This is a genomic window from Streptomyces sp. NPDC007896 (assembly GCF_042959425.1).
In the GTDB taxonomy this organism is placed as follows: Bacteria; Actinomycetota; Actinomycetes; order Streptomycetales; family Streptomycetaceae; genus Streptomyces.
Genome location: NZ_JBIBKX010000011.1, coordinates 315647 through 338231, shown reverse-complemented (window position 1 = coordinate 338231; position 22585 = coordinate 315647). Strand labels below are relative to the sequence as shown.

The 22585-nt window shown below is 70.3% G+C and carries 22 protein-coding genes; 8 read left to right on the top strand and 14 right to left on the bottom strand.

What is annotated here, in order from left to right; genetic code table 11:
- The first annotated feature begins 255 nt into the window (after positions 1 to 255).
- On the top strand, positions 256 to 1464 hold the full coding sequence (locus ACFZDJ_RS33090) for a nucleotide sugar dehydrogenase (protein WP_168510406.1): 1209 nt from the start codon (positions 256 to 258) through the stop codon (positions 1462 to 1464).
- 123 nt (positions 1465 to 1587) lie between these two features.
- The gene (locus ACFZDJ_RS33085; protein ID WP_390940048.1) at positions 1588 to 2190 is read left to right on the top strand and encodes a hypothetical protein; all 603 of its coding nucleotides are present in this window, start codon (positions 1588 to 1590) and stop codon (positions 2188 to 2190) included.
- Between the two features lie 76 nt (positions 2191 to 2266).
- On the opposite strand, the gene ACFZDJ_RS33080 is transcribed toward ACFZDJ_RS33085, so the two are convergent.
- The 4 genes from ACFZDJ_RS33080 to ACFZDJ_RS33065 form a co-directional block, all read right to left on the bottom strand.
- Positions 2267 to 3391, bottom strand: a complete 1125-nt coding sequence (locus ACFZDJ_RS33080; RefSeq protein WP_067366955.1) for a GuaB3 family IMP dehydrogenase-related protein — start codon at positions 3389 to 3391, stop codon at positions 2267 to 2269.
- Between the two features lie 126 nt (positions 3392 to 3517).
- Positions 3518 to 5023, bottom strand: a complete 1506-nt coding sequence (gene guaB, locus ACFZDJ_RS33075; protein WP_101400163.1) for an IMP dehydrogenase — start codon at positions 5021 to 5023, stop codon at positions 3518 to 3520.
- Positions 5024 to 5300: 277 nt separating this feature from the next.
- Entirely contained in the window at positions 5301 to 5876 is a 576-nt protein-coding gene (locus ACFZDJ_RS33070; protein ID WP_060901477.1) for a sigma-70 family RNA polymerase sigma factor, read from the bottom strand.
- 256 nt (positions 5877 to 6132) lie between these two features.
- A complete protein-coding gene (locus tag ACFZDJ_RS33065) occupies positions 6133 to 6744 on the bottom strand; it encodes a response regulator transcription factor (RefSeq protein ID WP_003948568.1) in 612 nt (203 codons plus the stop codon).
- A 390-nt stretch (positions 6745 to 7134) separates the two neighbouring features.
- Here ACFZDJ_RS33065 and ACFZDJ_RS33060 point away from each other — a divergent pair, with 390 nt between their 5' ends.
- A complete protein-coding gene (locus ACFZDJ_RS33060) occupies positions 7135 to 7467 on the top strand; it encodes a WhiB family transcriptional regulator (RefSeq protein ID WP_060901471.1) in 333 nt (110 codons plus the stop codon).
- An 86-nt stretch (positions 7468 to 7553) separates the two neighbouring features.
- On the opposite strand, the gene ACFZDJ_RS33055 is transcribed toward ACFZDJ_RS33060, so the two are convergent.
- The gene (locus ACFZDJ_RS33055; RefSeq protein WP_168510402.1) at positions 7554 to 8450 is read right to left on the bottom strand and encodes a LysR family transcriptional regulator; all 897 of its coding nucleotides are present in this window, start codon (positions 8448 to 8450) and stop codon (positions 7554 to 7556) included.
- Between the two features lie 79 nt (positions 8451 to 8529).
- Here ACFZDJ_RS33055 and ACFZDJ_RS33050 point away from each other — a divergent pair, with 79 nt between their 5' ends.
- The 3 genes from ACFZDJ_RS33050 to ACFZDJ_RS33040 all read left to right on the top strand — a co-directional run bounded on the left by ACFZDJ_RS33050 (position 8530) and on the right by ACFZDJ_RS33040 (position 10884).
- A complete protein-coding gene (locus tag ACFZDJ_RS33050) occupies positions 8530 to 9198 on the top strand; it encodes an MOSC domain-containing protein (RefSeq protein WP_384909285.1) in 669 nt (222 codons plus the stop codon).
- A gap of 120 nt (positions 9199 to 9318) precedes the next feature.
- A complete protein-coding gene (locus ACFZDJ_RS33045) occupies positions 9319 to 10092 on the top strand; it encodes an SDR family NAD(P)-dependent oxidoreductase (RefSeq protein WP_385377431.1) in 774 nt (257 codons plus the stop codon).
- An 84-nt stretch (positions 10093 to 10176) separates the two neighbouring features.
- Positions 10177 to 10884, top strand: coding sequence for an ester cyclase (locus tag ACFZDJ_RS33040; RefSeq protein WP_391064241.1), 708 nt, complete (start codon positions 10177 to 10179; stop codon positions 10882 to 10884).
- 118 nt (positions 10885 to 11002) lie between these two features.
- On the opposite strand, the gene groL is transcribed toward ACFZDJ_RS33040, so the two are convergent.
- From groL to ACFZDJ_RS33020, 4 genes are all read right to left on the bottom strand, one after another.
- Entirely contained in the window at positions 11003 to 12631 is a 1629-nt protein-coding gene (gene groL / locus ACFZDJ_RS33035) for a chaperonin GroEL (protein WP_060901475.1), read from the bottom strand.
- 129 nt (positions 12632 to 12760) lie between these two features.
- Complete coding sequence (gene groES, locus ACFZDJ_RS33030; protein ID WP_060901476.1) at positions 12761 to 13069, bottom strand: co-chaperone GroES; 309 nt, start codon at positions 13067 to 13069, stop codon at positions 12761 to 12763.
- Positions 13070 to 13306: 237 nt separating this feature from the next.
- The gene (locus ACFZDJ_RS33025) at positions 13307 to 14086 is read right to left on the bottom strand and encodes a polysaccharide deacetylase family protein (RefSeq protein ID WP_390940038.1); all 780 of its coding nucleotides are present in this window, start codon (positions 14084 to 14086) and stop codon (positions 13307 to 13309) included.
- Entirely contained in the window at positions 14083 to 15012 is a 930-nt protein-coding gene (locus ACFZDJ_RS33020) for a polysaccharide deacetylase family protein (RefSeq protein ID WP_391064238.1), read from the bottom strand. The genes ACFZDJ_RS33025 and ACFZDJ_RS33020 overlap by 4 nt, the downstream gene beginning before the upstream one ends.
- Before the next feature lie 110 nt (positions 15013 to 15122).
- Here ACFZDJ_RS33020 and ACFZDJ_RS33015 point away from each other — a divergent pair, with 110 nt between their 5' ends.
- Positions 15123 to 16310: a methyltransferase domain-containing protein gene (locus ACFZDJ_RS33015; protein WP_391064235.1), complete on the top strand. Its 1188-nt coding sequence runs from the start codon at positions 15123 to 15125 to the stop codon at positions 16308 to 16310.
- A gap of 62 nt (positions 16311 to 16372) precedes the next feature.
- Here the strand turns inward: ACFZDJ_RS33015 and ACFZDJ_RS33010 are convergent, their stop codons facing one another.
- Both ACFZDJ_RS33010 and ACFZDJ_RS33005 read right to left on the bottom strand, forming a co-directional pair.
- Positions 16373 to 17707: a sigma-70 family RNA polymerase sigma factor gene (locus ACFZDJ_RS33010; protein WP_391064232.1), complete on the bottom strand. Its 1335-nt coding sequence runs from the start codon at positions 17705 to 17707 to the stop codon at positions 16373 to 16375.
- 44 nt (positions 17708 to 17751) lie between these two features.
- Complete coding sequence (locus ACFZDJ_RS33005; protein ID WP_382235767.1) at positions 17752 to 18108, bottom strand: YciI family protein; 357 nt, start codon at positions 18106 to 18108, stop codon at positions 17752 to 17754.
- 157 nt (positions 18109 to 18265) lie between these two features.
- Between ACFZDJ_RS33005 and ACFZDJ_RS33000 the strand changes: the two genes are divergently transcribed.
- A complete protein-coding gene (locus tag ACFZDJ_RS33000; protein WP_390940027.1) occupies positions 18266 to 18871 on the top strand; it encodes a methyltransferase in 606 nt (201 codons plus the stop codon).
- On the opposite strand, the gene ACFZDJ_RS32995 is transcribed toward ACFZDJ_RS33000, so the two are convergent.
- The 3 genes from ACFZDJ_RS32995 to ACFZDJ_RS32985 form a co-directional block, all read right to left on the bottom strand.
- Entirely contained in the window at positions 18864 to 19862 is a 999-nt protein-coding gene (locus ACFZDJ_RS32995) for an LCP family protein (RefSeq protein WP_390940087.1), read from the bottom strand. The genes ACFZDJ_RS33000 and ACFZDJ_RS32995 overlap by 8 nt on opposite strands.
- A 202-nt stretch (positions 19863 to 20064) precedes the next feature.
- Complete coding sequence (locus ACFZDJ_RS32990; RefSeq protein WP_391064228.1) at positions 20065 to 21420, bottom strand: endo-1,4-beta-xylanase; 1356 nt, start codon at positions 21418 to 21420, stop codon at positions 20065 to 20067.
- An 87-nt stretch (positions 21421 to 21507) separates the two neighbouring features.
- On the bottom strand, positions 21508 to 22569 hold the full coding sequence (locus ACFZDJ_RS32985) for a substrate-binding domain-containing protein (RefSeq protein ID WP_390940023.1): 1062 nt from the start codon (positions 22567 to 22569) through the stop codon (positions 21508 to 21510).
- Positions 22570 to 22585: the final 16 nt, after the last annotated feature.

The following is a 22585-nucleotide window of genomic DNA, read 5'->3' as shown; positions in this document are numbered from 1 at the left end:
CTCCCGCTGTCTGTAGCGCTGGCCGCACCTGTCCGGCTACGCCCGGCTCACGTCCCCCTGCCCCAAAGTCTGACCGTGATGTCCGTCATCGGCCACCACGCGCCCCCAGCCTGTGGACAACACTCCCGGAAACTCGCCCACCCAATACCGTAAATCGGTCATATTTACTCCTAGTCTGACATTGCGCTCGCCCGTTCTGTCCACAGGGCTTGCGCACCTGTCCCGCTTCGGTTACTGGGAAGGACGGCCCACGCCATGCCCGCAGATCTCGCCGTCATCGGACTCGGACATCTCGGCCTGCCCCTGGCCCAGGCCGCCGTCGCCGCCGGCATCCCCACGCTCGGCTACAAGACCGGGCCGGAAGGCGGCTCACTCACCCCGGCCGAACTGCGCCGGATGCTCTCGGGGGGCTTCCGGCCCACCACCAACCCCGCCGAACTCGGCCGCGTCCGCACCGCCGTCATCTGCGCCCCGACCCCACCCGGCCCGGACGGCACCCCCGACCTGGGCCAAGTGGCCTCGGCCGCCCGCACCCTGGCCGAACGGCTGCGCCCGCACACCACCGTGATCCTGGAGTCGCCGGTCCACCCCGGCACCACCGAGGGCTTCCTGCGCCCGCTCCTCGAAGAGGGCTCGGGCCTGCGCGCGGGACGCGACTTCCACCTCGCGTACTCGCCCAGCCGCGTCGATCCGGGCAACCGCGACTTCACCCCCGCCAACACCCCCAAGGTCATCGGCGGCCTCACCCCCGCCTGCACCGAGTCGGCCGCCGCCTTCTACGGGCGCCTCACCGACAAGGTCGTACGCGCGCGTGGCCCCCGCGAGGCGGAGACCGTACAGCTCCTGGAGAACAACTACCGGCACGTCAACATCGCCCTGGTCAACGAGATGGCCGTGCTCTGCCACGACCTGGGCGTCGACGTGTGGGACGTCATCCGCTGCGCCGAGACCAAGCCGTTCGGATTCCAGGCGTTCCGGCCGGGGCCGGGCGTCGGCGGCCACGGCATCGCCCAGGACCTGGCGGGCCACTCGGGCCGCACCCTCCGCATGGTCGAACTGGCCCAGCAGGTCAACAGCCACATGCCGCGGTACGTCATCCAGCGCGCCGCCACGCTCCTCAACGAGCACGGGAAATCGGCCCGCGCCGCGCGCGTGCTCCTCCTCGGCGTCACCTACAAGCCCGACCTCGCCGACCAACAGGGCACGCCCGCCCACGAGATCGCCCTGCGTCTGATGGAGCTCGGCGCGACCGTCAGCTACCACGACCCGCACGTCCCGGCCTGGAACGTCCTCGGCCGCCCCGTCCCGCGCGCCGACTCCCTCTACGAGGCCGCCGCCGACGCCGACCTCACGATCCTGCTCCAACAGCACCGCACGTACGACCTGCAGGGACTGTCGGTGAAAGCACAACTGCTGCTGGACACCAGGGGAGCGACCCCGACCGGAGCCGCGCACCGACTCTGACCCCGACGAAACCCCTGGACGGGATGTCACTGCCGACTGCTACTGTGCGTCAGCTCTCGCACACCAGTACGCCCGCGTCCCGGGCGCTCCCAGGTGTGCGCTCACATCCCTGGGGGGAACCACATGAGTCAGTCGTCTCCACCGCCGTCCGGTCCACCGGTCGACAACCCGTACGCGGACCAGAACCCGTACGCCGGCCAGCCGGGCCAGCCGCCCACGCCGCCGAAGGACGCCGCCCAGGCCGGGGTCCCGCAGCAGGGTGCCCCGCAGGGCGCACCCCAGCCGGGCTTCCCGATGGCTCCCGTCGCCCCGGCCGCTCCGGTGCGCGACAAGCTCGGGCTCGGCCTCGCGGCCGCCGTCGGTGCCGCCCTGGTCGCGGCGGGCGTCTACGGAGTCATCATCGGCCTCACCAAGCACGAGATCGTCTGGGCGGCCGTCGGCGTCGGCTTCGTGATCGGCCTCGCCGCGGGCCGCGTCGGCGGGCGCAACCCGATCCTGCCGATCGCCGGCGTGATCCTTTCGGTGGCCTCGGTCTACCTCGGCCAGCTGGTCGGCGAGGCCATGATCGGTGCCAAGGAGATCGGCGTCGGCTTCAACGAGGTCTTCTTCCAGCACTTCAGCGCGGTCCAGGAAGCCTGGAAGGCCCAGGCCGACCCGCTGACCTTCCTCTTCTTCGCCATCGCCGCGTACGCGGCCTTCTCCGGCGCCAAGAAGGCCGGTCAGTAACCCCGCCCGACATGCGCGAGGGCCCGCCCACCTCATGGTGGACGGGCCCTTCGGCGTCGTACGAGTCGCCGTACCGCTACCGCTTGTGCTGGGAGTCCGCGACCGTCACCTCGACGCGCTGGAACTCCTTGAGCTCGCTGTAGCCGGTGGTGGCCATGGCGCGGCGGAGGGCGCCGAAGATGTTCATGGAGCCGTCGGGGATGTGCGAGGGCCCGGTGAGGATCTCCTCGATGGTGCCGACGGTGCCGAGGTCGACCTTCTTGCCGCGCGGCAGCTCCTCGTTGACCGCTTCCATGCCCCAGTGGTGGCCCCTGCCGGGCGCGTCCGTGGCGCGGGCCAGCGGGGAGCCCATCATCACCGAGTCGGCGCCGCAGGCGATCGCCTTGGGGAGGTCGCCGGACCAGCCGACACCGCCGTCCGCGATCACGTGCACATAGCGGCCGCCGGACTCGTCCATGTAGTCGCGGCGGGCCGCGGCCACGTCGGCGACGGCGGTCGCCATCGGGACCTGGATGCCCAGCACGTTGCGCGTGGTGTGCGCGGCACCGCCGCCGAAGCCGACCAGGACACCGGCCGCGCCCGTGCGCATCAGGTGCAGCGCCGCCGTGTACGTGGCGCAGCCGCCGACGATCACGGGGACGTCGAGCTCGTAGATGAACTGCTTCAGGTTCAGCGGTTCGGCGGCACCGGAGACGTGCTCCGCGGAGACCGTCGTACCGCGGATGACGAAGATGTCCACGCCCGCGTCGACGACGGCCTTGGAGAACTGGGCCGTGCGCTGCGGCGACAGGGCGGCGGCGGTGACGACGCCCGAGTCGCGCACCTCCTTGATGCGCTGCCCGATCAGCTCCTCCTTGATGGGAGCGGCGTAGATCTCCTGGAGGCGGCGGGTCGCGGTGTCCGCGTCCAGCTCGGCGATCTCGTCGAGCAGCGGCTGCGGGTCCTCGTACCGCGTCCACAGGCCTTCGAGGTTCAGTACGCCCAGGCCGCCCAGCTCGCCGATGCGGATCGCGGTGGCCGGGGAGACGACCGAGTCCATCGGGGCGGCCAGGAACGGCAGCTCGAAGCGGTAGGCGTCGATCTGCCAAGCGATCGAGACCTCCTTCGGGTCTCGCGTACGGCGGCTCGGGACGACGGCGATGTCGTCGAAGGCGTACGCCCGGCGGCCGCGCTTGCCGCGCCCGATCTCGATCTCAGTCACGTGTGTGGCCTTTCCCTCTTCGGTTCTGCGCGTCCCAGTATCCCCGACACCTACGACAAGGGCGGCCCCGGAACCTCCGGGACCGCCCTCACGAACATGTACGGCTGGTCGTCAGTGCATGTACGGCTAGTCGTTACGGCTGTAGTTCGGCGCCTCGACCGTCATCTGGATGTCGTGCGGGTGGCTCTCCTTGAGGCCCGCCGAGGTGATCCGGACGAACCGGCCCTTGGACTCCATCTCGTCGATGGTGGCGGCGCCCACGTACCCCATGGTCTGACGCAGACCGCCGACGAGCTGGTGCAGCACGTTGGCCAGCGGGCCGCGGTAGGGCACCTGCCCCTCGATGCCCTCGGGCACGAGCTTGTCGTCGGACGCGACGTCCGCCTGGAAGTAGCGGTCCTTCGAGTACGACCTGCCCTGCCCACGGGACTGCATGGCGCCGAGGGAGCCCATGCCGCGGTACGACTTGAACTGCTTGCCGTTGATGAAGAGCAGCTCGCCGGGCGACTCCTCACAGCCCGCCAGGAGGCTGCCGAGCATCACCGTGTCGGCACCGGCGGCCAGCGCCTTGCCGATGTCGCCGGAGTACTGCAGACCACCGTCACCGATCACCGGGACACCCGCGGCACGGGCCGCGAGGGCCGCTTCGTAGATGGCGGTGACCTGCGGGACGCCGATGCCGGCGACCACACGGGTGGTACAGATCGAGCCGGGGCCCACACCCACCTTGACGCCGTCGACGCCGGCGTCGATCAGGGCCTGGGCACCGTCACGGGTGGCGACGTTGCCGCCGATCACGTCGACGTTCACGCTCGACTTGATCTTCGCCATCCAGTTGAGCGCGTTGCTGTTGTGCCCGTGCGAGGTGTCGACGATCAGGAAGTCCACCCCGGCCTCGGCCAGCGCCTGAGCGCGCTCCAGCGCCTCGGGGCTGGCGCCGACGGCGGCACCCACCAGCAGGCGGCCCTCGGCGTCCTTCGCGGCGTTCGGGTACTTCTCGGCCTTCACGAAGTCCTTGACCGTGATGAGGCCCTTGAGGACGCCCGCGTCGTCGACCAGCGGAAGCTTCTCGATCTTGTGGCGGCGCAGCAGTTCCATGGCGTCGGTGCCGGAGATGCCGACCTTGCCGGTGACCAGGGGCATCGGCGTCATGACCTCGCGCACCTGGCGCGAACGGTCGGTCTCGAAGGCCATGTCACGGTTGGTGACGATGCCGAGCAGCTTGCCGCTGCCGTCGGTGACGGGGACACCGCTGATGCGGAACTTGGCACACAGCGCGTCGGCCTCGGCCAGTGTCGCGTCCGGGTGCACCGTGATCGGGTCGGTGACCATGCCGGACTCGGAGCGCTTCACCAGGTCGACCTGGTTGACCTGGTCCTCGATGGAGAGGTTGCGGTGCAGTACACCGACGCCTCCCTGCCGGGCCATGGCGATCGCCATGCGCGACTCGGTCACCTTGTCCATCGCCGCGGAGAGCAGCGGGATGTTCACACGTACGTTGCGGGAGATGCGGGACGAGGTGTCGACCGCATTGGGCAGCACCTCAGAGGCGCCCGGCAGCAGCAGCACGTCGTCGTAGGTCAGCCCGAGTGTCGCGAATTTGGCGGGCACTCCGTCGACGTTGGCAGTCATGACACCTTCCCCAAATGGCCTTGATCGGTGCGGATGTCCATGCTAACGGGAAGCAAGGCTCTCCCATTCCACGGTTCGGACCGCCCTTGGGCTTCGTAGGTTCGTACGGGCGGGGTGGCGATGCCGTTCAGTCGCGGGCCGGGGCCCGGTCCCCGCGGGAGAACGACGCGAGCCCCACGCCCGAGGAAAAACCGGTCCGCCCCTTGGGAGGGCTGACCCGCCTCGCCGACCGACGCGTCCCCAGAGGTCCCGGTGGCCGAAGACCCCTGGGACCCGCCTACTGCTCCGCCAGCGCCCGCAACCGGCTCAGTGCGCGGTGCTGAGCCACCCGTACGGCGCCCGGTGACATTCCCAACATCTGGCCCGTCTCCTCGGCCGTGAGGCCCACCGCGATGCGCAGCAGGAGCAGCTCGCGCTGGTTCTCGGGGAGGTTGGCCAGGAGTTTCTTGGCCCACTCGGCGTCGCTGCTGAGGAGAGCGCGCTCCTCCGGGCCGAGGGAGTCGTCGGGGCGCTCGGGCATCTCGTCCGAGGGAACCGCCGTCGAACCGGGGTGGCGCATCGCGGCGCGCTGCAGGTCGGCGACCTTGTGCGCGGCGATGGCGAAGACGAACGCCTCGAAGGGGCGCCCGGTGTCCTTGTAGCGCGGCAGTGCCAGGAGCACCGCTACGCAGACCTCCTGGGCCAGGTCCTCGACGAAGTGCCGCGCGTCGCCCGGAAGCCGGGAGAGGCGGGTGCGGCAGTAGCGCAACGCCAAGGGATGTACATGCGCGAGCAGGTCGTGCGTGGCCTGCTCGTCGCCGTCGACCGCGCGATGGACGAGCGCACCGATCACCGTCGTCTCGTCGTCGCGCATCGGTCCATGGTGCCTTGGCGTCGTCTTGTCCGTGGCACCGCGTCCGTAGTTGTGCACCGAAGCGTTATGAGTAGGTGCGCCGGAACTCATCTCCGTCGCCCTCCCCTTCCGCTCGACCGACTCGTCCCCGAGGAACTCCACACCTCAAGCATGCGGCATCCGCGGCGAAACGAGCAGCGGGCACTCGGCGGGCCCTGTTGTCGGCCCCGCCCACCATGAGGTAGGCGGGGTGCGTCGTACCCCCGCGACGGCTCACCTAACGAACCAGACCCCACCGGAAACCGAGCGCCACGGCGTGCGCGCGGTCCGAGGCGCCGAGCTTCTTGAAGAGCCGCCGGGCGTGCGTCTTCACGGTGTCCTCGGAGAGGAACAGCTCGCGGCCGATCTCGGCGTTGGAGCGACCGTGACTCATGCCTTCCAGCACCTGGATCTCACGCGCCGTGAGCGTCGGCGCCGCGCCCATCTCGGCCGACCGCAGTCTGCGCGGGGCGAGCCGCCAGGTGGGGTCGGCGAGCGCCTGGGTCACGGTCGCGCGCAGCTCCGCGCGGGAGGCGTCCTTGTGCAGATAGCCGCGGGCCCCGGCGGCGACGGCGAGTGCCACACCGTCCAGGTCCTCGGCCACGGTGAGCATGATGATGCGCGCACCGGGGTCGGCGGACAGCAGCCGCCGGACGGTCTCGACGCCACCCAGTCCGGGCATGCGTACGTCCATCAGAATCAGGTCCGAGCGGTCGGCACCCCAGCGGCGGAGGACTTCCTCGCCGTTGGCTGCCGTCGTCACGCGCTCGACGCCGGGCACGGTCGCCACCGCACGGCGGAGCGCCTCTCGGGCAAGCGGGGAGTCGTCGCAGACGAGGACGGATGTCATGGCCGCCCTCCGCAGCTGATGCGCGTCACCTTGAGCCTCCAGGCTGGTACGAATCGTCATCTGTGCGGTCGACACTCGCCGACGGAACTGCCGTCTGCCCGAGCGCTTGTTCCTTCAACCGCCTCCGCACTCTCAACGATGGTCACTCGAAAGAGTTACGGGGCAGTCGGTCGTCTTCGGCACTCTACGTGAGGGCGTGGACACGACGCAGACATGCGCAACGGACCCTCAACGTTTCATCACAACCTATGCCCCATTCAGCCTGTTTTCTTCCCATTTGCTGGTGTCTGCGGCTAGATTCGCAATGAGTCATATTTTCATCTCCTTAGATCGTAGATGTACGGTCGGTGGGCACAGAGCAGCCCAGAACGGCGACAAGGGGACAAAGCAATGGCAGATTTCTCCCGCCTTCCCGGTCCGAACGCGGACCTCTGGGACTGGCAGCTCCTCGCGGCCTGCCGCGGGGTCGACAGCTCGCTCTTCTTCCACCCGGAGGGCGAGCGCGGTGCGGCACGGAGCGCTCGCGAGAACTCGGCCAAAGAGGTCTGCATGCGATGCCCGGTACGAGCCCAGTGCGCGGCGCACGCCTTGGCGGTGCGCGAACCGTACGGCGTATGGGGCGGCCTGACCGAGGACGAGCGCGAGGAACTCATGGGGCGGGCGCGCAACCGGCTGGTGGCGGCGTCGACCACCGGGAGCGGCGATCCCGCTTCGAACAACTGAAGGAACGTTTCTGCTTTTCAGTCCACCGTCGGGCACGCGCACGCGTGCCCATGCTTTTTGGCGACGTCAGCCGCTTTTGGGCGGCGTCAGCGGCTCGCGGCCCGCGCCAGTTGGTCGAGCGTCGCCGCCACCGCCGGCACCTGTGCCAGGTCCGGGAGGGTGAGCGCGACGATCTCGCGCCGCACCGGCGGCTCCACCGTCACGGTGCGTGCGCCCTTGGGGCGTACGGACTCGATCGCGAGCTCCGGCAGGACCGCGACCCCGAGACCCGCGCCGACCAGCCCGACCACGGCCGGGTAGTCGTCGGTGGCGAAGTCGATGCGGGGCACGAAGCCCGCGGCGCGGCAGACCTCCACCAGTTGTCCGCGGCAGCGCGGGCAGCCCGCGATCCACGGCTCCCCGGCGAGTTCGGCGATCGCGACCGACCCGGCCCGCGCGAGCCGGTGCCTCTCGGGGACCAGCCCGACGAGCCGGTCCCGCAGCAGGGGCCGTACGACCAGATCGTCCCACTCCTCGGCACCCGCGGCTCCCTCGTAGCGGAACGCGAGGGCGATGTCGCAGTCGCCGGCCCGGAGCTTCTCGACGGACTCCGGCGGCTCGGCCTCCTCCAGGGAGACCCGGGTGCCGGGATGCGCGGCGCGCAGCGCGGCGAGGGCCGTGGGGACGAGCGTGGAACTGCCGCTGGGGAAGGAGACGAGCCGGACCCGGCCCGCGCGCAGGCCCGCGATCGCGGCGACCTCCTCCTCGGCTGCGGTCAGGCCCGCGATGATGCCCGCCGCGTGCCGGACCAGGGCCTCGCCCGCCTGGGTGAGGCGCATCTCGCGACCTGTGCGGATGAGCAGCGGCGTGCCGACGGACGATTCGAGCGCCTTCATCTGCTGGCTGACGGCGGGCTGGGTGCAGCCCAGTTCACGTCCCGCCGCCGAGAAGGAGCCGGTGGCGGCGACGGCGCGCAGGACACGGAGATGACGGGCCTCGATCACCTTTCGAGCATAAGCGAGCCTTGGATACGGCGGCGAATATTGCGTCGCCGCTTTGGCTCTCATCCCCTAGCGTGCTGTCATGAAGCTTCTGTCCTTGAACATCGGCCGCCCGCGGGCCGTCCCGTACACGGACCAGCCCGAGGGCGTGACCGGTATCGACAAGCGGCCGGTGGACGGGCCGGTGCGGGTGGCGGCACCCGGGCCCAAGGGGGTCGGCGCGAGCGGTCTCGCCGGGGACGCGGTGTGCGACCTGCGCCATCACGGCGGGAACGACCAGGCGGTGTACGCGGTCGCCCGCGAGGACCTCGACGACTGGGGGCGCGAGCTCGGCCGGCCGCTGGCGAGCGGCGCGTTCGGCGAGAACCTGACGACCCAGGGGCTCGACGTGTCCGGCGCGCGGATCGGCGAGCGCTGGCGCGTCGGCTCCGAGGTGGTCCTCGAAGTCACCTGCGGGCGCATCCCCTGCCGTACGTTCCAGGGGCACGTCGGTGAGCAGCGCTGGGTGAAGCGGTTCACCCAGAAGGGCGCGCCCGGCGCCTATCTGCGGGTGATCGAGCCGGGCGAGATCAGGGCGGGCGACCCGATCGAGGTCGTGCACCGGCCCGACCACGAGGTGACGGTCGCCCTCGCCTTCCGCGCCGAGACGACCGAACGGGCGCTGCTGACAAGGGTGTTGGCCGCGGGCGACGCGCTGCACCCGGAGTTGCTGGAGATGGCGGAGAAGTACGTGGCGCGGCACAGCGACTAGATGCTCGAAGCGGGGGCGTGGGGCGGGGGCGTCCGGGGTGTGCGGGGAACTCGTGGAGCAACGTCAGGCGTTGGGTGGTGGGGGCGGCGGCGGGCCTGGTCAGGTCATTAGCCTTGGGCCATGACAACGGCTCTGATTACGGGATCGACCGCGGGCATCGGCGCCGCCTTCGCGCGGCGGCTGGCGGCTGACGGGCACAACCTCGTGCTGGTGGCGCGCGACACCAAGCGGCTGGGCGAGCAGGCGACCGAACTGCACGACCGGCACGGCATCGAGGCGGAGGTGCTGACCGCCGACCTGGCGACGGACGAGGGCATCGAGGCCGTGGCCGCCCGCCTCTCCGACCGCAAGAACCCGGTCGACCTGCTGATCAACAACGCGGGCTTCGGCAACAAGGGCCGCTATCTCGAGGTGTCGATGGCCGACGAGCTGACGATGCTCAAGGTCCACTGCGAGGCGGTGCTGCGGTTGACGTCGGCGGCGACCGAGGCCATGCGGGAGCGCGGCCGGGGCGGAGTCGTCAACGTCGCCTCGGTGGCCGCGTTCGTGCCGCGGGGTACGTACGGGGCGTCCAAGGCGTGGGTCGTGCAGTTCACGCAGGGCGCGGCGCGGGATCTGGCGGGCAGCGGCGTACGGCTGATGGCGCTGGCTCCCGGCTTCGTCCGCACCGAGTTCCACCAGCGGGCCGGAATGGGCACGGACAACATCCCGAACTGGATGTGGCTGGATGCGGACAAGCTGGTCGCGGCGGCGCTCGCGGACCTGGCCCGCGGCAAGTCGCTGTCCATCCCCGACCCCCGCTACAAGGCGCTGATGGGCCTGGTGAAGGTGGCGCCGCGAGGACTGCTGGGCGGAATCACGTCGAAGACGGGCCGGAAGTACGGCCCCCAGTAAGGGCCACCGCGCAGTGGGTGGTGTCGTCCCTCCGGTGGGAAACTGAGGGTGTTCAACCGGACCCAGGGGGCCGGAGGCGACGCCATGACATTCGTACAGCTCATCGATTGCAGGACCAGCCGGTTCGACGAGATGAACCAGCTGATGGACACATGGGTCGAGAAGACCAGGGGCAAGCGGACCGCGACGCACAGTGTGATCGGCAAGGACCGCTCCGACGCGACCCACTTCATAGAGATCATGGAGTTCCCCTCGTTCGAGGAGGCGATGCGGAACTCGAACCTCCCCGAGACCGAACGGATCTTCCAGGAGATGGTGGCGCTCTGCGACGAGCTGCCGACGTTCACCGACCTGGACGTGGTGCGGGACGAGCAGTTGTACGCGGCCAATATCCGCAGGTTCTTCGAGACGCTCGCGACGCCGGGTGAACTGCCGCCGCTCAACGGTCTGATGGCGGAGAGCTACCACGACCACGATCCGGCCAACGCGCAGGACACCATCGGCCTCGACGCGATGCGGCGCGAGATCGAGATGTGGCGCGGCGGGTTCGACTTCACGTTCACCGTCGAGGACCAGCTCACCCAGGGCGACCGGGTCTGCACCCGGTGGGCCTGGAACGGCACCCACAAGGGCGACTTCATGGGGATCCCGGCGACCGGGAAGCAGGTCACCATGACCGGTACGACCGTCTTCCGTTGTCAGGAGGACGGGAAGATCGCCGAGGGCTGGTGGCAGTACGACCAGCTGGGGCTGCTGGGTCAGCTGGGGGCGCTGGACGCGCTGGAGCAGTAGTACCGGCTGGAGCAGTAGAACGGGTCGGTGCCGGTGGTGCGGGACCTGGCAGGTGGTACCGAGTACGCGAGAAGCCCCCGTTCCGTGTGGAACGGGGGCTTCTTCGGGAGTACGAGACTCAGTGGGAGTGCCCGTGGCCGTGGCCGTGACCGGCGTCGGCCTCCTCCTCGGCCGGCTTCTCGACGACCAGGGTCTCGGTCGTGAGGAGCAGGGAGGCGATGGAGGCGGCGTTCTCCAGGGCGGAGCGGGTGACCTTGACCGGGTCGATGACACCGGACTTGACCAGGTCGCCGTACTCGCCGGTGGCGGCGTTGAAGCCCTGGCCCTTGTCGAGCTCGGCGACCTTGGAGGTGATGACGTAACCCTCAAGGCCGGCGTTCTCGGCGATCCAGCGCAGCGGCTCGACGGCGGCCTTGCGGACGACCGCGACACCCGTGGCCTCGTCGCCGGTCTTGCCGAGGTTGCCCTCGAGGATCTTCACGGCGTGGACGAGCGCGGAGCCACCACCGGAGACGATGCCCTCCTCGACCGCGGCGCGGGTCGCGGAGATGGCGTCCTCCAGACGGTGCTTCTTCTCCTTGAGCTCGACCTCGGTGGCGGCGCCGACCTTGATCACGCACACGCCGCCGGCCAGCTTCGCGAGGCGCTCCTGGAGCTTCTCGCGGTCCCAGTCGGAGTCGGTGTTCTCGATCTCGGCCTTGATCTGGTTGACCCGGCCGAGGACCTCCTCGGAGTTGCCGCCACCGTCGACGATGGTGGTGTCGTCCTTGGTGACGGTCACACGGCGGGCGCTGCCGAGCACGTCCAGACCGACCTGGTCGAGCTTGAGGCCGACCTCTTCGGCGATGACCTGACCACCGGTGAGGGTGGCGATGTCGCCGAGCATGGCCTTGCGGCGGTCGCCGAAGCCGGGGGCCTTCACGGCGACGGCGTTGAACGTGCCGCGGATCTTGTTCACGACCAGGGTCGACAGGGCCTCGCCCTCGACGTCCTCGGCGATGATCAGCAGCGGCCGGGAGGCGTTGGACTGGATGACCTTCTCCAGCAGCGGCAGCAGGTCCTGGATGGAGCTGATCTTGCCCTGGTGGATGAGGATGTACGGGTCGTCGAGGACGGCCTCCATACGCTCCTGGTCGGACACCATGTACGGCGACAGGTAGCCCTTGTCGAAGGCCATGCCCTCGGTGAAGTCCAGCTCCAGGCCGAAGGTGTTGGACTCCTCGACGGTGATGACACCGTCCTTGCCGACCTTGTCCATCGCCTCGGCGATGAGCTCGCCGACCTGCGGGTCCTGGGCGGACAGCGCGGCGACGGCGGCGATGTCCGACTTCTCCTCGATCGGGCGCGCGGTGGCGAGGAGCTCGTCCGAGACCGCCTTGACGGCCGCGTCGATGCCCTTCTTCAGCAGCGCCGGGGAGGCACCCGCGGCGACGTTCTTCAGGCCCTCGCGGACGAGCGCCTGGGCCAGCACGGTGGCGGTGGTCGTACCGTCACCCGCGATGTCGTTGGTCTTGGTCGCCACCTCCTTCACCAGCTGGGCGCCGAGGTTCTCGTACGGGTCGTCGAGCTCGACCTCGCGGGCGATGGTGACACCGTCGTTGGTGATGGTGGGTGCGCCGAACTTCTTGTCGATGACGACGTTGCGGCCCTTGGGGCCGATCGTCACCTTGACCGTGTCGGCAAGCTTGTTGACGCCGCGCTCGAGGGCGCGACGGGCGTCCTCGTCGAACTTCAGGATCTTCGCCATGGGAGCGATTCAGCCCTCTCGGAAAACTGGGGTGAACGAACCGCGCCCCCGACGCCCGGCTGGTTATGGTCGCGGGGGCCAGGGGCGCAGTTCACTGCAAAACTGGGTCAAACGGTGAAGCTCGGCGAACTACTTCTCGATGATCGCGAGCACGTCGCGAGCCGAGAGGACGAGGTACTCCTCGCCGTTGTACTTCACCTCGGTGCCGCCGTACTTGCTGTACAGCACGATGTCGCCGGTGCTGACGTCGAGCGGCAGGCGCTCGCCGTTCTCGAAGCGGCCCGGGCCCACGGCGAGGACGACGCCCTCCTGGGGCTTCTCCTTCGCGGTGTCCGGGATGACCAGGCCGGAAGCCGTGGTCTGCTCGGCGTCCAGCGGCTGGACCACAACACGGTCCTCGAGCGGCTTGATGGCAACCTTGGAGCTGGTGGTCGTCACGATCCGACCTCCCCCTTCGGAGATCTCACGGGGTTAACTGTCTGAGGTGGCGACCAGGTGGATCCGTCGTCGCGGGTGCCGGACCTGCCCGTCGCTATTGGCACTCTCCAGGGGGGAGTGCCAGGGCCGAGACTATGACCGCGATTAGCACTCGGTCAAGCGGAGTGCCAAAGCGTGCGGCGTGGCGTGGGGTTTTGGGGCACCCTGCGCGCGTGTCGGCGTCCCCCAGACGAATGGTCAGAGGTAGTTCTCCAGGCGTGCCGGTGTGAGGCCCTCCGCCTGGATGCGTCGCAGGAGTCTGACCGTCGCCTCCGTGAGGTTGGGCTCCTCGAAGCCGGTGAGGATGTCACCCGCTCGCAAACGGTGGGCGTCGGGCTCCCGGCCGAGGACGACGGCCACGACCCCGCAGTCGGCGGCGGCGTGCAGCGTGGTGGTGTCGTAGGCGCCGTAGGGGGGACGGAAGAGCCGGGGGCGGATGCCGAAGCGGGCCTTGAGCTTCTCCTGCTGGCCGCAGATCTCGGCCCGCTGGCCCGCGTACGGCAGTCCGCGCAGCGAGGCGTGGTGGAGGGTGTGGTTCTGCACGCTCGCGCCGACCGTCCGCAGTTGGGCGAAGTGCCCGTACCCCGGCCCGACGACACTGTCCGTGAGGAACATGCTGACCGGCAGCCGCAGTTCACGGACCATGTCGACGAACCGCGGATCGCGCTCGGCACCGTCGTCGTACGTCAGGAAGACCACTTTGTCGTGGGTGGGTACGCGACCCACGACGGGAGCCAGTCCCGGCTCCGCGCCGCGGAGGGCGGGCCGGGCGGGCCGCTGCGGCGGGGCGGCGAGCGGGGTGGGCAGCCCCCAGTGGCGGTACATCGCCGGGGTCGGCCCGTTCGGCCTGGACCTGCGCACCTCCTGCGCGGCCTTCTTGCCCAGCCGTTCGATCGGGTCGACGGACTGGGCACAGCCGGTGCAGCCGGTCAGGAGCGCCGCGGTGAGCGCCCCCGCGACCAGCGCCCGCGTTCTCACAGGTAGTCCTCCAGCCGTGCCACCGCGTACCCCTTGTCGGTGACCAGCTTCAGGAAGCGGCGGATCATGTCGGGCATGGTGCCGTCCCAGTCCTCTTTGCCGCGGAAGTGGGTGAGGACGATGTCGCCGGGGTGCAGGTCGCGGTCCCAGTCGCGGTACTCCCAGTGGTCGACGAAGACCTCCTCGTCCCAGATGGGCGCGTACTTGATGCCGCAGGACTTGGCGGCGCGCAGGGTGTCCTGGTTGTAGTTGCCGTAGGGCGGCCTGAAAACCTTCGGGCGCTTGCCGAACTGCTTCTCCATGACGTCCTGCATGCCGCAGATCTCCTGCCGCTGCTCCTCGTACGACAGCCCGGGCAGGTAGGGGTGGGTGAGGGTGTGGTTGTTGAGGGTGACGCCCTGGTCGCGCATCTTGCGGAAGTACCCGTAGTCGTCCTTGACCAGGTAGTTGCTCAGGAAGGCGGTGTACGGGATCTTCAGGTCGCTCATCATCCTGAGGAACGCGGGGTCCTTCTCGGAGCCGTCGTCGATGGTGAGGAAGACGACTTTGTCCTTGGTGGGGACGGTCGTGAAGACAGGCGGCAGTCCGAGCTCTTCCTGATCGGTGACCTCGAAGCCGTCGCGGGGTCCGATGACCGGCTTCCTCGCCGGGGGCGGGGGCGCGGCCAGCGGGACCTTCGCGAGCCCCCAGTGCTTGGCCGCGACGGCCCGGGCGGCCTGCTGCGCGCGGAGTCTGGCGGCGTAGGAGTCGAGAGCGCGGGCCGGGGGCGCGTGCAGCGCCTGCTGGGGCCCCTGGGCCGAACGGGCGCCGTTGGTGTCGTCGTCGGCGCAACCGGACGCGAGGGCGGCGACGGCGAGGACGGCGACCCCGCCCCAGACACGTGCCCTCTTTGCGTTGTTTTTGTACTTTTGTCGTACTGATCGCATGGTGTCGGATCCTTGCAGGCCACCACGCGTCCAAGGCTCCGACACCGCGACCGGGGGCGCACCGTCCACCGACTGGCCCACACCCGCCCGCACTGACCGACAATGGGCCGGTGAACGACGTCTCCTTCGCCTCCCTCCTCACCCCCGAGGGCCGTGCCCTGCTCGACGAGGTGCGCGGCACCGAACCGGCCCAGGAGCTGGCCGTCGCCACCCGGCTGCGCCGCGACCACCCGGCCGAACTGGTCTCGGCCGCGCTCGGGCAGGCGCGGCTGCGGCAGCGGGCGGCGGCGAAGTTCGGCGCCGAGGACGCGGAGCGGATGTTCTTCACCCCGAACGGGGTCGAGCAGTCGACGCGCACCACGGTCGCCACCCATCGCGCGCTGCGGCTGCGGTCCCTGGGCGTGCGCTCGGTCGCCGACCTGTGCTCCGGCATCGGCGGCGACGCGATCGCGCTGGCCCGTGCCGGGATCCGCGTCCTCGCCGTCGACCGCGACCCGCTGACGGTGGCGGTGGCGCGCGCGAACGCCGAGGCGCTCGGGCTCGCCGACCTGATCGAGGTGCGCGAGGCCGATGTCACGGAGGTCGACACGCAGGCGTACGACGCGGTCTTCGTGGACCCGGCGCGGCGCGGCGGACGCGGCCGGATCTTCGACCCGGAGGCGTACTCGCCCCCGCTCTCCTGGGCGATCGCGACGGCTCTGAAGGCCCCGCTCGCCGCCCTGAAGATCGCCCCGGGCATCCCCCACGAGGCCATCCCCGCCGAGGCCGAGGCCGAGTGGATCTCGGACGCCGGTGACGTGAAGGAGGCGGTGCTGTGGTTCGGCACCGAGCCGGGGCTGGTGCGGGCCACCCTGCTGCCCGGCCCGCGCGAGCTGCGCGGCCGCGGCCTCCCCGACCCCGCGGTGCGCGAGGTCGGGCGCTACCTGTACGAGCCCGACGGCGCCGTCATCCGCGCCCATCTGGTCGCCGAGGTCGCCGAGGAAGTCGACGGCGGGCTCGTCGACGAGACGATCGCGTACATCACGGCGGACGAACTGCGCCCGACGCCGTACGCCTCCGCCTACGAGATCACCGACCGACTCCCCTTCAACGTGAAGAAGTTGAAGGCGCTGCTGCGGGAGCGGGGGGTCGGGGTGCTGACGGTGAAGAAGCGGGGGTCGGCGGTCGAGCCGGAGGAACTCCGCAAGAAGGCCCTGCCCAAGTCGCACGGCCCGCACTCGGCCACCGTCTTCCTGACCAGGGTCGCGGGGGCACCGACGATGCTGCTCGGCCACCCGGCCCAGCGGCACGCCTCCTAGGTCCTGTCCGGCGGATCATGCCGCAGACGCGGGGCTTGGCACGCCCATCCGCCGGACAGGCCCTAGCGGCAGTCCCGCGCGCGGGTCTCCAGCAGCTCGCGTTCCCGTTCGTTGCGGGCCAGGCCGGCGGCTCGTTCGAACTCCGCGCGGGCCTCCGCCGTACGGCCGAGGCGGGCCAACAGGTCGCCGCGGACGCTGGGCAGCAGGTGGTAGTCGCGCAGGGTCGGTTCGCCGGCCAGACGGTCGACGATCTCCAGCGCCGGGGCGGGGCCCTCGGCCATGGAGACGGCGACGGCGCGGTTCAACTCGACCACGGGAGACGGGGAACGGGTCGCCAGCAGCCCGTACAGGGTGGCGATCTGCCGCCAGTCCGTGTCCTCGTACGCATACGCCTGGGCGTGGCAGGCGGCGATGGCGGCCTGGAGGGCGTACGGGCCGGGGGGTCCGGTGGTGACGGCGCTCGCCCGGCCGAGGGCGGCGAAGCCGCGGCGGATCAGCAGGCGGTTCCAGCGGCGCCGGCTTTGGTCCTTGAGGAGGACGGGTTCGCCCGAGGGGCCGGTGCGGGCGGCGGCGCGGGACTCCTGGAGCTCCAGCAGGGACACCAGCCCGTGCACTTCGGGCTCCTTGGGCATCAACTCGGCGAGCACGCGGGCCAGTCGCAGCGCGTCCTCGCACAGGGCGGGGCGCAGCAGGTCGTCGCCCGCCGTGGCCGCGTACCCCTCGTTGAAGACCAGGTAGATGACCTCCAGTACGGACCCGAGGCGGGCCTCGCGGTCCGGGCCGTAGGGGACCTCGAAGGGGACGCCCTTCGTCGCCAGGGTCCGCTTGGCGCGCACGATGCGCTGGGCGACGGTCGCCTCCGGGGCGAGGAAGGCGCGGGCGATCTCGGGGGTGGTCAGACCGCCGACCAGGCGCAGGGTGAGGGCGATGCGGGCCTCGGCGGAGAGGACGGGGTGGCAGGCGGTGAAGACGAGCCGCAGCAGGTCGTCGTCGATGTCGTCCGGGTCGGAGGGTTCGTCGAGGTGGTGCGGGGCGGTCACCGAAAGGTCCCGCCCCACCTCCTCCAGCTTGCGCGCGTACTGCTCCCTGCGGCGTACGAGATCGATCGCACGACGTTTGGCCGTGGTCGTCAGCCACGCGCCCGGGTTGTCCGGGACCCCGTCCCGCGGCCACTGCTCCAGGGCCGCGACCAGGGCGTCCTGCGCGAGCTCCTCGGCGATGCCGACGTCACGCACGATGCGGGAGACGCCGGCGATGATGCGGGGCGACTCGATCCGGAAGATCGTCTCGACGGCTTCGACGGCACCTCTGGTGGCCCCGGACGGGTCCGGCGGTGTGACGGGCGTGACGGGCGTGACGGGCGTGACGGGCGTGACGGCGGGCTGCTGCTCTTCCACAACCCACCATCAGACACCCGCGAAGGCCGCAGGCCAAGGAATGCTCAGCCCTCGGCGATCTCCCGCACCTCGCAGGTCACCGTCCAGTGCTCCTCGTGCACCTTCAGGAACCGCTTGGTCCACTCCAGGGCCTCGGTCATGTCCTTGCACTGCATGAGCGCGTACCCGCCGACGACCTCCTTGGACTCGGTGAAGGGCCCGTCGGTGACGGACAGCTGCCCGCCCGACCAGTGCACCCGCTTGCCCTGGGCGGACGGCGTCAGCCCGGCGGTGTCGAGCATGACCCCCGCCTTGGTGATCTCCTCGATCAGCTCGCCCATCCGCTGCATCAGCTCCGGGCTCGGGCCCTCGGCGGGCGCGGTGCTCTCGTCGATCTGGACCAGCGACAGGTAACGCGGCATGGTGACTCCTCGTGTCCGTGGTGCCTCGGAGGCGGGGCTTCTCCCTGCCTCTCACCCGTGCGTCGAACGGCAGACACCGGTTTCGACACCGTCCCCGAAATTCTTTGAACTTTCTCGCCGGGCGCTGCCGCGGGGTTCGTGTGGGCAAGGTCCTCGTATGCCCTTCGACCACAACGACCACTATCACCGGCTGTTGCTGCGGAAGCTGCCGAAGCAGGGACGCGTCGCCCTTGACGTCGGCTGTGGCACCGGACGATTCGCGCGGCGGCTGGCGGCGCGGGGCTATGAGGTCGATGCCGTCGATCCGTCCGCCGAGGTGATCGCCGCGGCGCGGCGGATCGGGGGCGGCCCCCGGTTCCGGAGGACGGACTTCGCCTCCGCCGGGCTGCCGAAAGGGCACTACGACGTCATCACCTGTCTGGCGAGCCTGCACCACATGCCGTTCGGCACGGTGACCAGATTCCGGGAGGCGCTCGCGCCCGGCGGAGTGCTGCTGGTGCTGGGCTGCTACGCGGGGATCACCTGGTGGGATCTCGCGGCCGTGCCCGCCAATGCCGTGGCACGGGCGGGGGTGGCGATGGGTGAGCGGCTGCGCGGAAGCGAAGCCGTGCCCCTGCGGGCGCCGGTGCGCGAGCCGCGGATGTCGCTGGCGGACGTCCGGAGCGAGGCGGAGCGGCTGCTGCCCGGCTCGCGCGTCCGCCAACTCCTCTACTGGCGTTACCTGTTGACCTACCGGGTCGGCGGGGTCGACCGGCTCACCTGAGCGAGGTCCACAGGTCGCTCGCCTCCGGCTCGTCGGCCACCACCCGGTTCGGGTTCGACGGAGCCGTCACCACCGGCATGGTGACCGTCTTGACCTTGTCGGAGGAGAGGGACTTCAGGCTCTGGCCGAGCTTCATCAGTTCGCCCAGCGAGTCGAGGCCCGTGTCCGTCGTCAGACTGCCGGTGACGGCGTCGGCGACCTTGTAGAGCTTGGCGGGGTCGGTCAGCAGGGACGTCGACGCCATCTGTTCCAGCAGTGCCTTCACCAGCTTCTGCTGGAGGCCTATGCGGCCGAGGTCGCTGCCGTCGCCTATGCCGTGCCGGGTGCGGGCCAGCGCCAGGGCCTGGGTGCCGCCCAGATGGTGCGTGCCCGCCTTCAGGTGCAGATGGCTCTTGTCGTCGTCGATGTTCTGGTCCGTCGTGACCGTGACGCCGCCGAGCGCGTCCACCAGCTTCGCGAAGCCGGAGAAGTCGATCTCGATGTAGTGGTCCATGCGGACGTCCGTGAGGGACTCGACGGTCTTCACCGCGCAGACCGGACCGCCCACCGAGTACGCGCTGTTGAACATCGCGTTGTACGCCACCGAGGTCGTCCCGCCGGACGAGGTCGGGCACGACGGGCGGGTCACCAGGGTGTCCCGGGGGATGCTCACCACCGTCGCCTTGGTGCGCCCCTCGTCGACGTGGACGACCATCGCCGTGTCGGAGCGGGCGCCCGAGCTGTCGCCGCCCCCGAGCGCGGCGTTCGCCTTCCCGCTGCGCGAGTCGGAGCCGAGGACCAGGATGTTCAGGGCGCCGCTCGGCAGCGGGGCGGCCGAGGCGGAGGCGGACGCCGACGGGGCCGACACCGCCTTCGCCGGACGGTCGTCGCCCAGCGCGCTGTTGATGTCCACGCTCTTGATGTTGTGGTTCAGGTGCCAGTAGGCCCAGCCCGCCCCGGCCGCGGAGAGCACGAGGACGCCGGCGAGCGTGATGCCGGCGGCCTTCAGCAGGCCTCTCCGCCGTCCGGCACGTCTCGCGGCGCCCTCGTTCCCGTCTCCGCTCTCGGCCCCGTTCCCGTCCCCGCGCCCGGCCTCACGTCCGCCCCCGCGCTCCTCTTCTGCTGTCACGCGGAGGAACGTAAGTCCGAATTATTACGAGCAGGAACCTCTTCTGGGGTTTCCTTCGGAAAATCTCAGACTTCTCACGCCACCCTCAGCCCAGCGTCACCGTGGGCACCGGATTGCTCCCGCTCCATGACGCGTTGAACCCGAACGTCACTGATCCGCCGTTCGGTACCGTTCCGTTGTAGGAGGCGTTCGCGCACGTCACCGCCGCACCGGACTGGGTGCAGTCGGCGTTCCAGGCCTGGGTGATCCGCTGGCCCGCGCCGTACGTCCAGTTCACCTTCCACGACGACAGCGCGGCCCCGGAACAGGCGATCCTCACCTGCCCCGTGAACCCCGTGTTCCACTGGCTCTGGACGCTGTACGTCGCCGTGCAGGCACCCGTGGGCGGTGGCGTCGAGGTCCCGCCCAGCGAGCCCGCGATCGCGTAGTACGCCGGTTTCGGCACGTAGTTCTCGTCGTACGGGGTCGCCGCGCCGTACCCGGAGAAGACGTCCGGGATCCAGGAGTCGGAGTCGGTGAAGCCCCAGACGGTGACGCCGTAGCACCGGGACACCGCGACGCACGCGTCGAAGACGGCCTTGTAGTCGGCGGCCTGCTGCGTCAGCTTCGCGCTGTCGGAGGGAAGCTGCATACGGATGTCCAGCTCCGTGATCGCCACGTCGACGCCGAGGTCGGCGAAGCGCTGGATGTTCTGCTGGAGCGTGGACGGCACCTGACCGAGGATGAGGTGGGCCTGGAGGCCGACCCCGTCGATCGGGACGCCGCGCTCCTTCAGCGACTTGACCAGGTTGTAGAGGGCGGTGCTCTTGGCGTTGACGCCTTCGACGTTGTAGTCGTTGATGTAGAGCTTGGCGCCCGGGTCGGCCGCGTGCGCCCAGGTCAGGGCCTGGGCGATGTAGTCGGAGCCGAGGCCGTTGTACCAGAGGGTCGAGCGGTAGGTGCCGTCCTCGTTGAAGGGCTCGTTCACCACGTCCCAGGCGGCCAGCTTGCCCTTGTAGCGGGTGACCTCGGTGGTGATGTGGTCCTGGAGCAGCGAGCTGAGCTGGGCGGACGTCCAGGTGCCGTTCGTCAGCCAGCTCGGGTTCTGGCTGTGCCAGACCAGCGTGTGGCCGCGCACCTGCTGGTTGTGGGCCTGCGCGAAGGCCACGATCTGGTCGGCCTCGGCCCAGTTGTAGGTGCCCCGGGTGGGCTCGACGGTCTCCCACTTCATGGCGTTGCCGGGGGTGAGCGAGCTGAACTGGGCCCCGGTGATGTCGCCGTACGTCCCCGTGAGCTTGGACCCGGTGACGGCGGTGCCGATGACCTTGCCCTTGGCGGCGGCGAGGTCGCGCAGCGGGGTGTCGGCCGCGTGGGCGGCGGGGGCCGCGACCAGCAGGGCGCCGAGGGCGGCGATGCCAGTGAGGACGGACCCCAGGGATAAGCCTGTTCTCAGAGATCTCATGCGGGTGCCTCCGAAAGTTTCGGCCTTGCAACCGATTGGCTTCGGAGGAGTGTGGGACGGGATGCCCCCCTCGTCAATACGTCCACTTCACGCCAGGCCGACCGCCGGAGGCACCCCCGTACTGCTGCGCACCACCAGACTCGTCGCCAGCTCCATCCGGGTCCCCGCCGCCGGCCGCTCCTCACGCCCCAGCTCCAGCACCAGCCTGGCCGCCGCCTCCGCCATCTCCGTCAGGGGCTGTCGTACGGTCGTCAGCGGCGGCCCGACCCAGCGCGCCACCGGCAGATCGTCGAACCCCACGACGCTCAGGTCCTCCGGGATGCGCAGGCCCAGCTCGCGGGCGGCCTCGTACAGGCCGAGCGCCTGGAGGTCGTTGCCGGTGAAGACGGCCGTCGGGCGGTCGGGGCGGCGCAGCAGGTCGAGGCCCAGCCGGTAGCCGTCCTCGTGGTGGAAGTTCCCGACTCTGATCAGCTCCGGGTCCACCGGCAGTCCCGCCGTCTCCAGCGCCGCCCGGTATCCGTCGACGCGCGCGCGGCTGCACATCATCCGCGAGGGCCCGCTGATCGCGCCGATCCGCCGGTGCCCCAGGTCGACGAGATGGCGGGTCGCGGCCAGCCCGCCGTGCCAGTTGGTGGCGCCGATGGACGGCACGTCGTCACCCGGGTCGCCCGCCGGGTCCATCACCACGAAGGGGATGGACCTGCTGGTCAGCAGCGCGCGCTGGGACTCGTCCAGCCGGGACAGCACGAGGATCACGCCGTGCGGGCGACGGGCGGCGACCTGGTCGGCCCAGGTCCGCCCGGGGGTCAGCCGCCCCGCGCTCTCCGAGAGGACGACGCTCAGCCCCTCGTCCCGCGCCACGTTCTCGACACCCCGGATGACCTCCATCGCCCAGGCGCTCTCCAGCTCGTGGAAGACCAGGTCGATGAGGGGTGAGCGGGTCGCCTCGGCCCGGCGGCGCCGGTAGCCGTACGCGCGCAGCAGCTCCTCGACACGGGTGCGGGTGGCCGGGGCGACATCGGCCCGGCCATTGAGCACCTTCGAAACAGTCGGAGCGGAGACGCCTGCCTCGCGGGCGATCTCGGCGAGGGTCGCGGTCCCCGAGGACCGTTCCGCCATCCGCTTCTCCACGGGCTTCGCGGGATTCATGGGCGCGATCGTATCC

Bases quoted from the DNA above. Each gene is read 5' to 3' on its own strand.
- ACFZDJ_RS32990 (WP_391064228.1), bottom strand. From the start codon at position 21,420: ATGAGATCTCTGAGAACAGGCTTATCCCTGGGGTCCGTCCTCACTGGC.
- ACFZDJ_RS33060 (WP_060901471.1), top strand. From the start codon at position 7,135: ATGGCAGATTTCTCCCGCCTTCCCGGTCCGAACGCGGACCTCTGGGAC.
- ACFZDJ_RS33045 (WP_385377431.1), top strand. From the start codon at position 9,319: ATGACAACGGCTCTGATTACGGGATCGACCGCGGGCATCGGCGCCGCC.
- guaB (WP_101400163.1), bottom strand. From the start codon at position 5,023: ATGACTGCCAACGTCGACGGAGTGCCCGCCAAATTCGCGACACTCGGG.
- ACFZDJ_RS33000 (WP_390940027.1), top strand. From the start codon at position 18,266: ATGCCCTTCGACCACAACGACCACTATCACCGGCTGTTGCTGCGGAAG.
- ACFZDJ_RS33070 (WP_060901477.1), bottom strand. From the start codon at position 5,876: ATGCGCGACGACGAGACGACGGTGATCGGTGCGCTCGTCCATCGCGCG.
- ACFZDJ_RS33020 (WP_391064238.1), bottom strand. From the start codon at position 15,012: ATGCGATCAGTACGACAAAAGTACAAAAACAACGCAAAGAGGGCACGT.
- ACFZDJ_RS33065 (WP_003948568.1), bottom strand. From the start codon at position 6,744: ATGACATCCGTCCTCGTCTGCGACGACTCCCCGCTTGCCCGAGAGGCG.
- ACFZDJ_RS33040 (WP_391064241.1), top strand. From the start codon at position 10,177: ATGACATTCGTACAGCTCATCGATTGCAGGACCAGCCGGTTCGACGAG.
- ACFZDJ_RS33005 (WP_382235767.1), bottom strand. From the start codon at position 18,108: ATGCCGCGTTACCTGTCGCTGGTCCAGATCGACGAGAGCACCGCGCCC.
- groL (WP_060901475.1), bottom strand. From the start codon at position 12,631: ATGGCGAAGATCCTGAAGTTCGACGAGGACGCCCGTCGCGCCCTCGAG.
- ACFZDJ_RS32985 (WP_390940023.1), bottom strand. From the start codon at position 22,569: ATGAATCCCGCGAAGCCCGTGGAGAAGCGGATGGCGGAACGGTCCTCG.
- ACFZDJ_RS33085 (WP_390940048.1), top strand. From the start codon at position 1,588: ATGAGTCAGTCGTCTCCACCGCCGTCCGGTCCACCGGTCGACAACCCG.
- ACFZDJ_RS33090 (WP_168510406.1), top strand. From the start codon at position 256: ATGCCCGCAGATCTCGCCGTCATCGGACTCGGACATCTCGGCCTGCCC.
- ACFZDJ_RS33050 (WP_384909285.1), top strand. From the start codon at position 8,530: ATGAAGCTTCTGTCCTTGAACATCGGCCGCCCGCGGGCCGTCCCGTAC.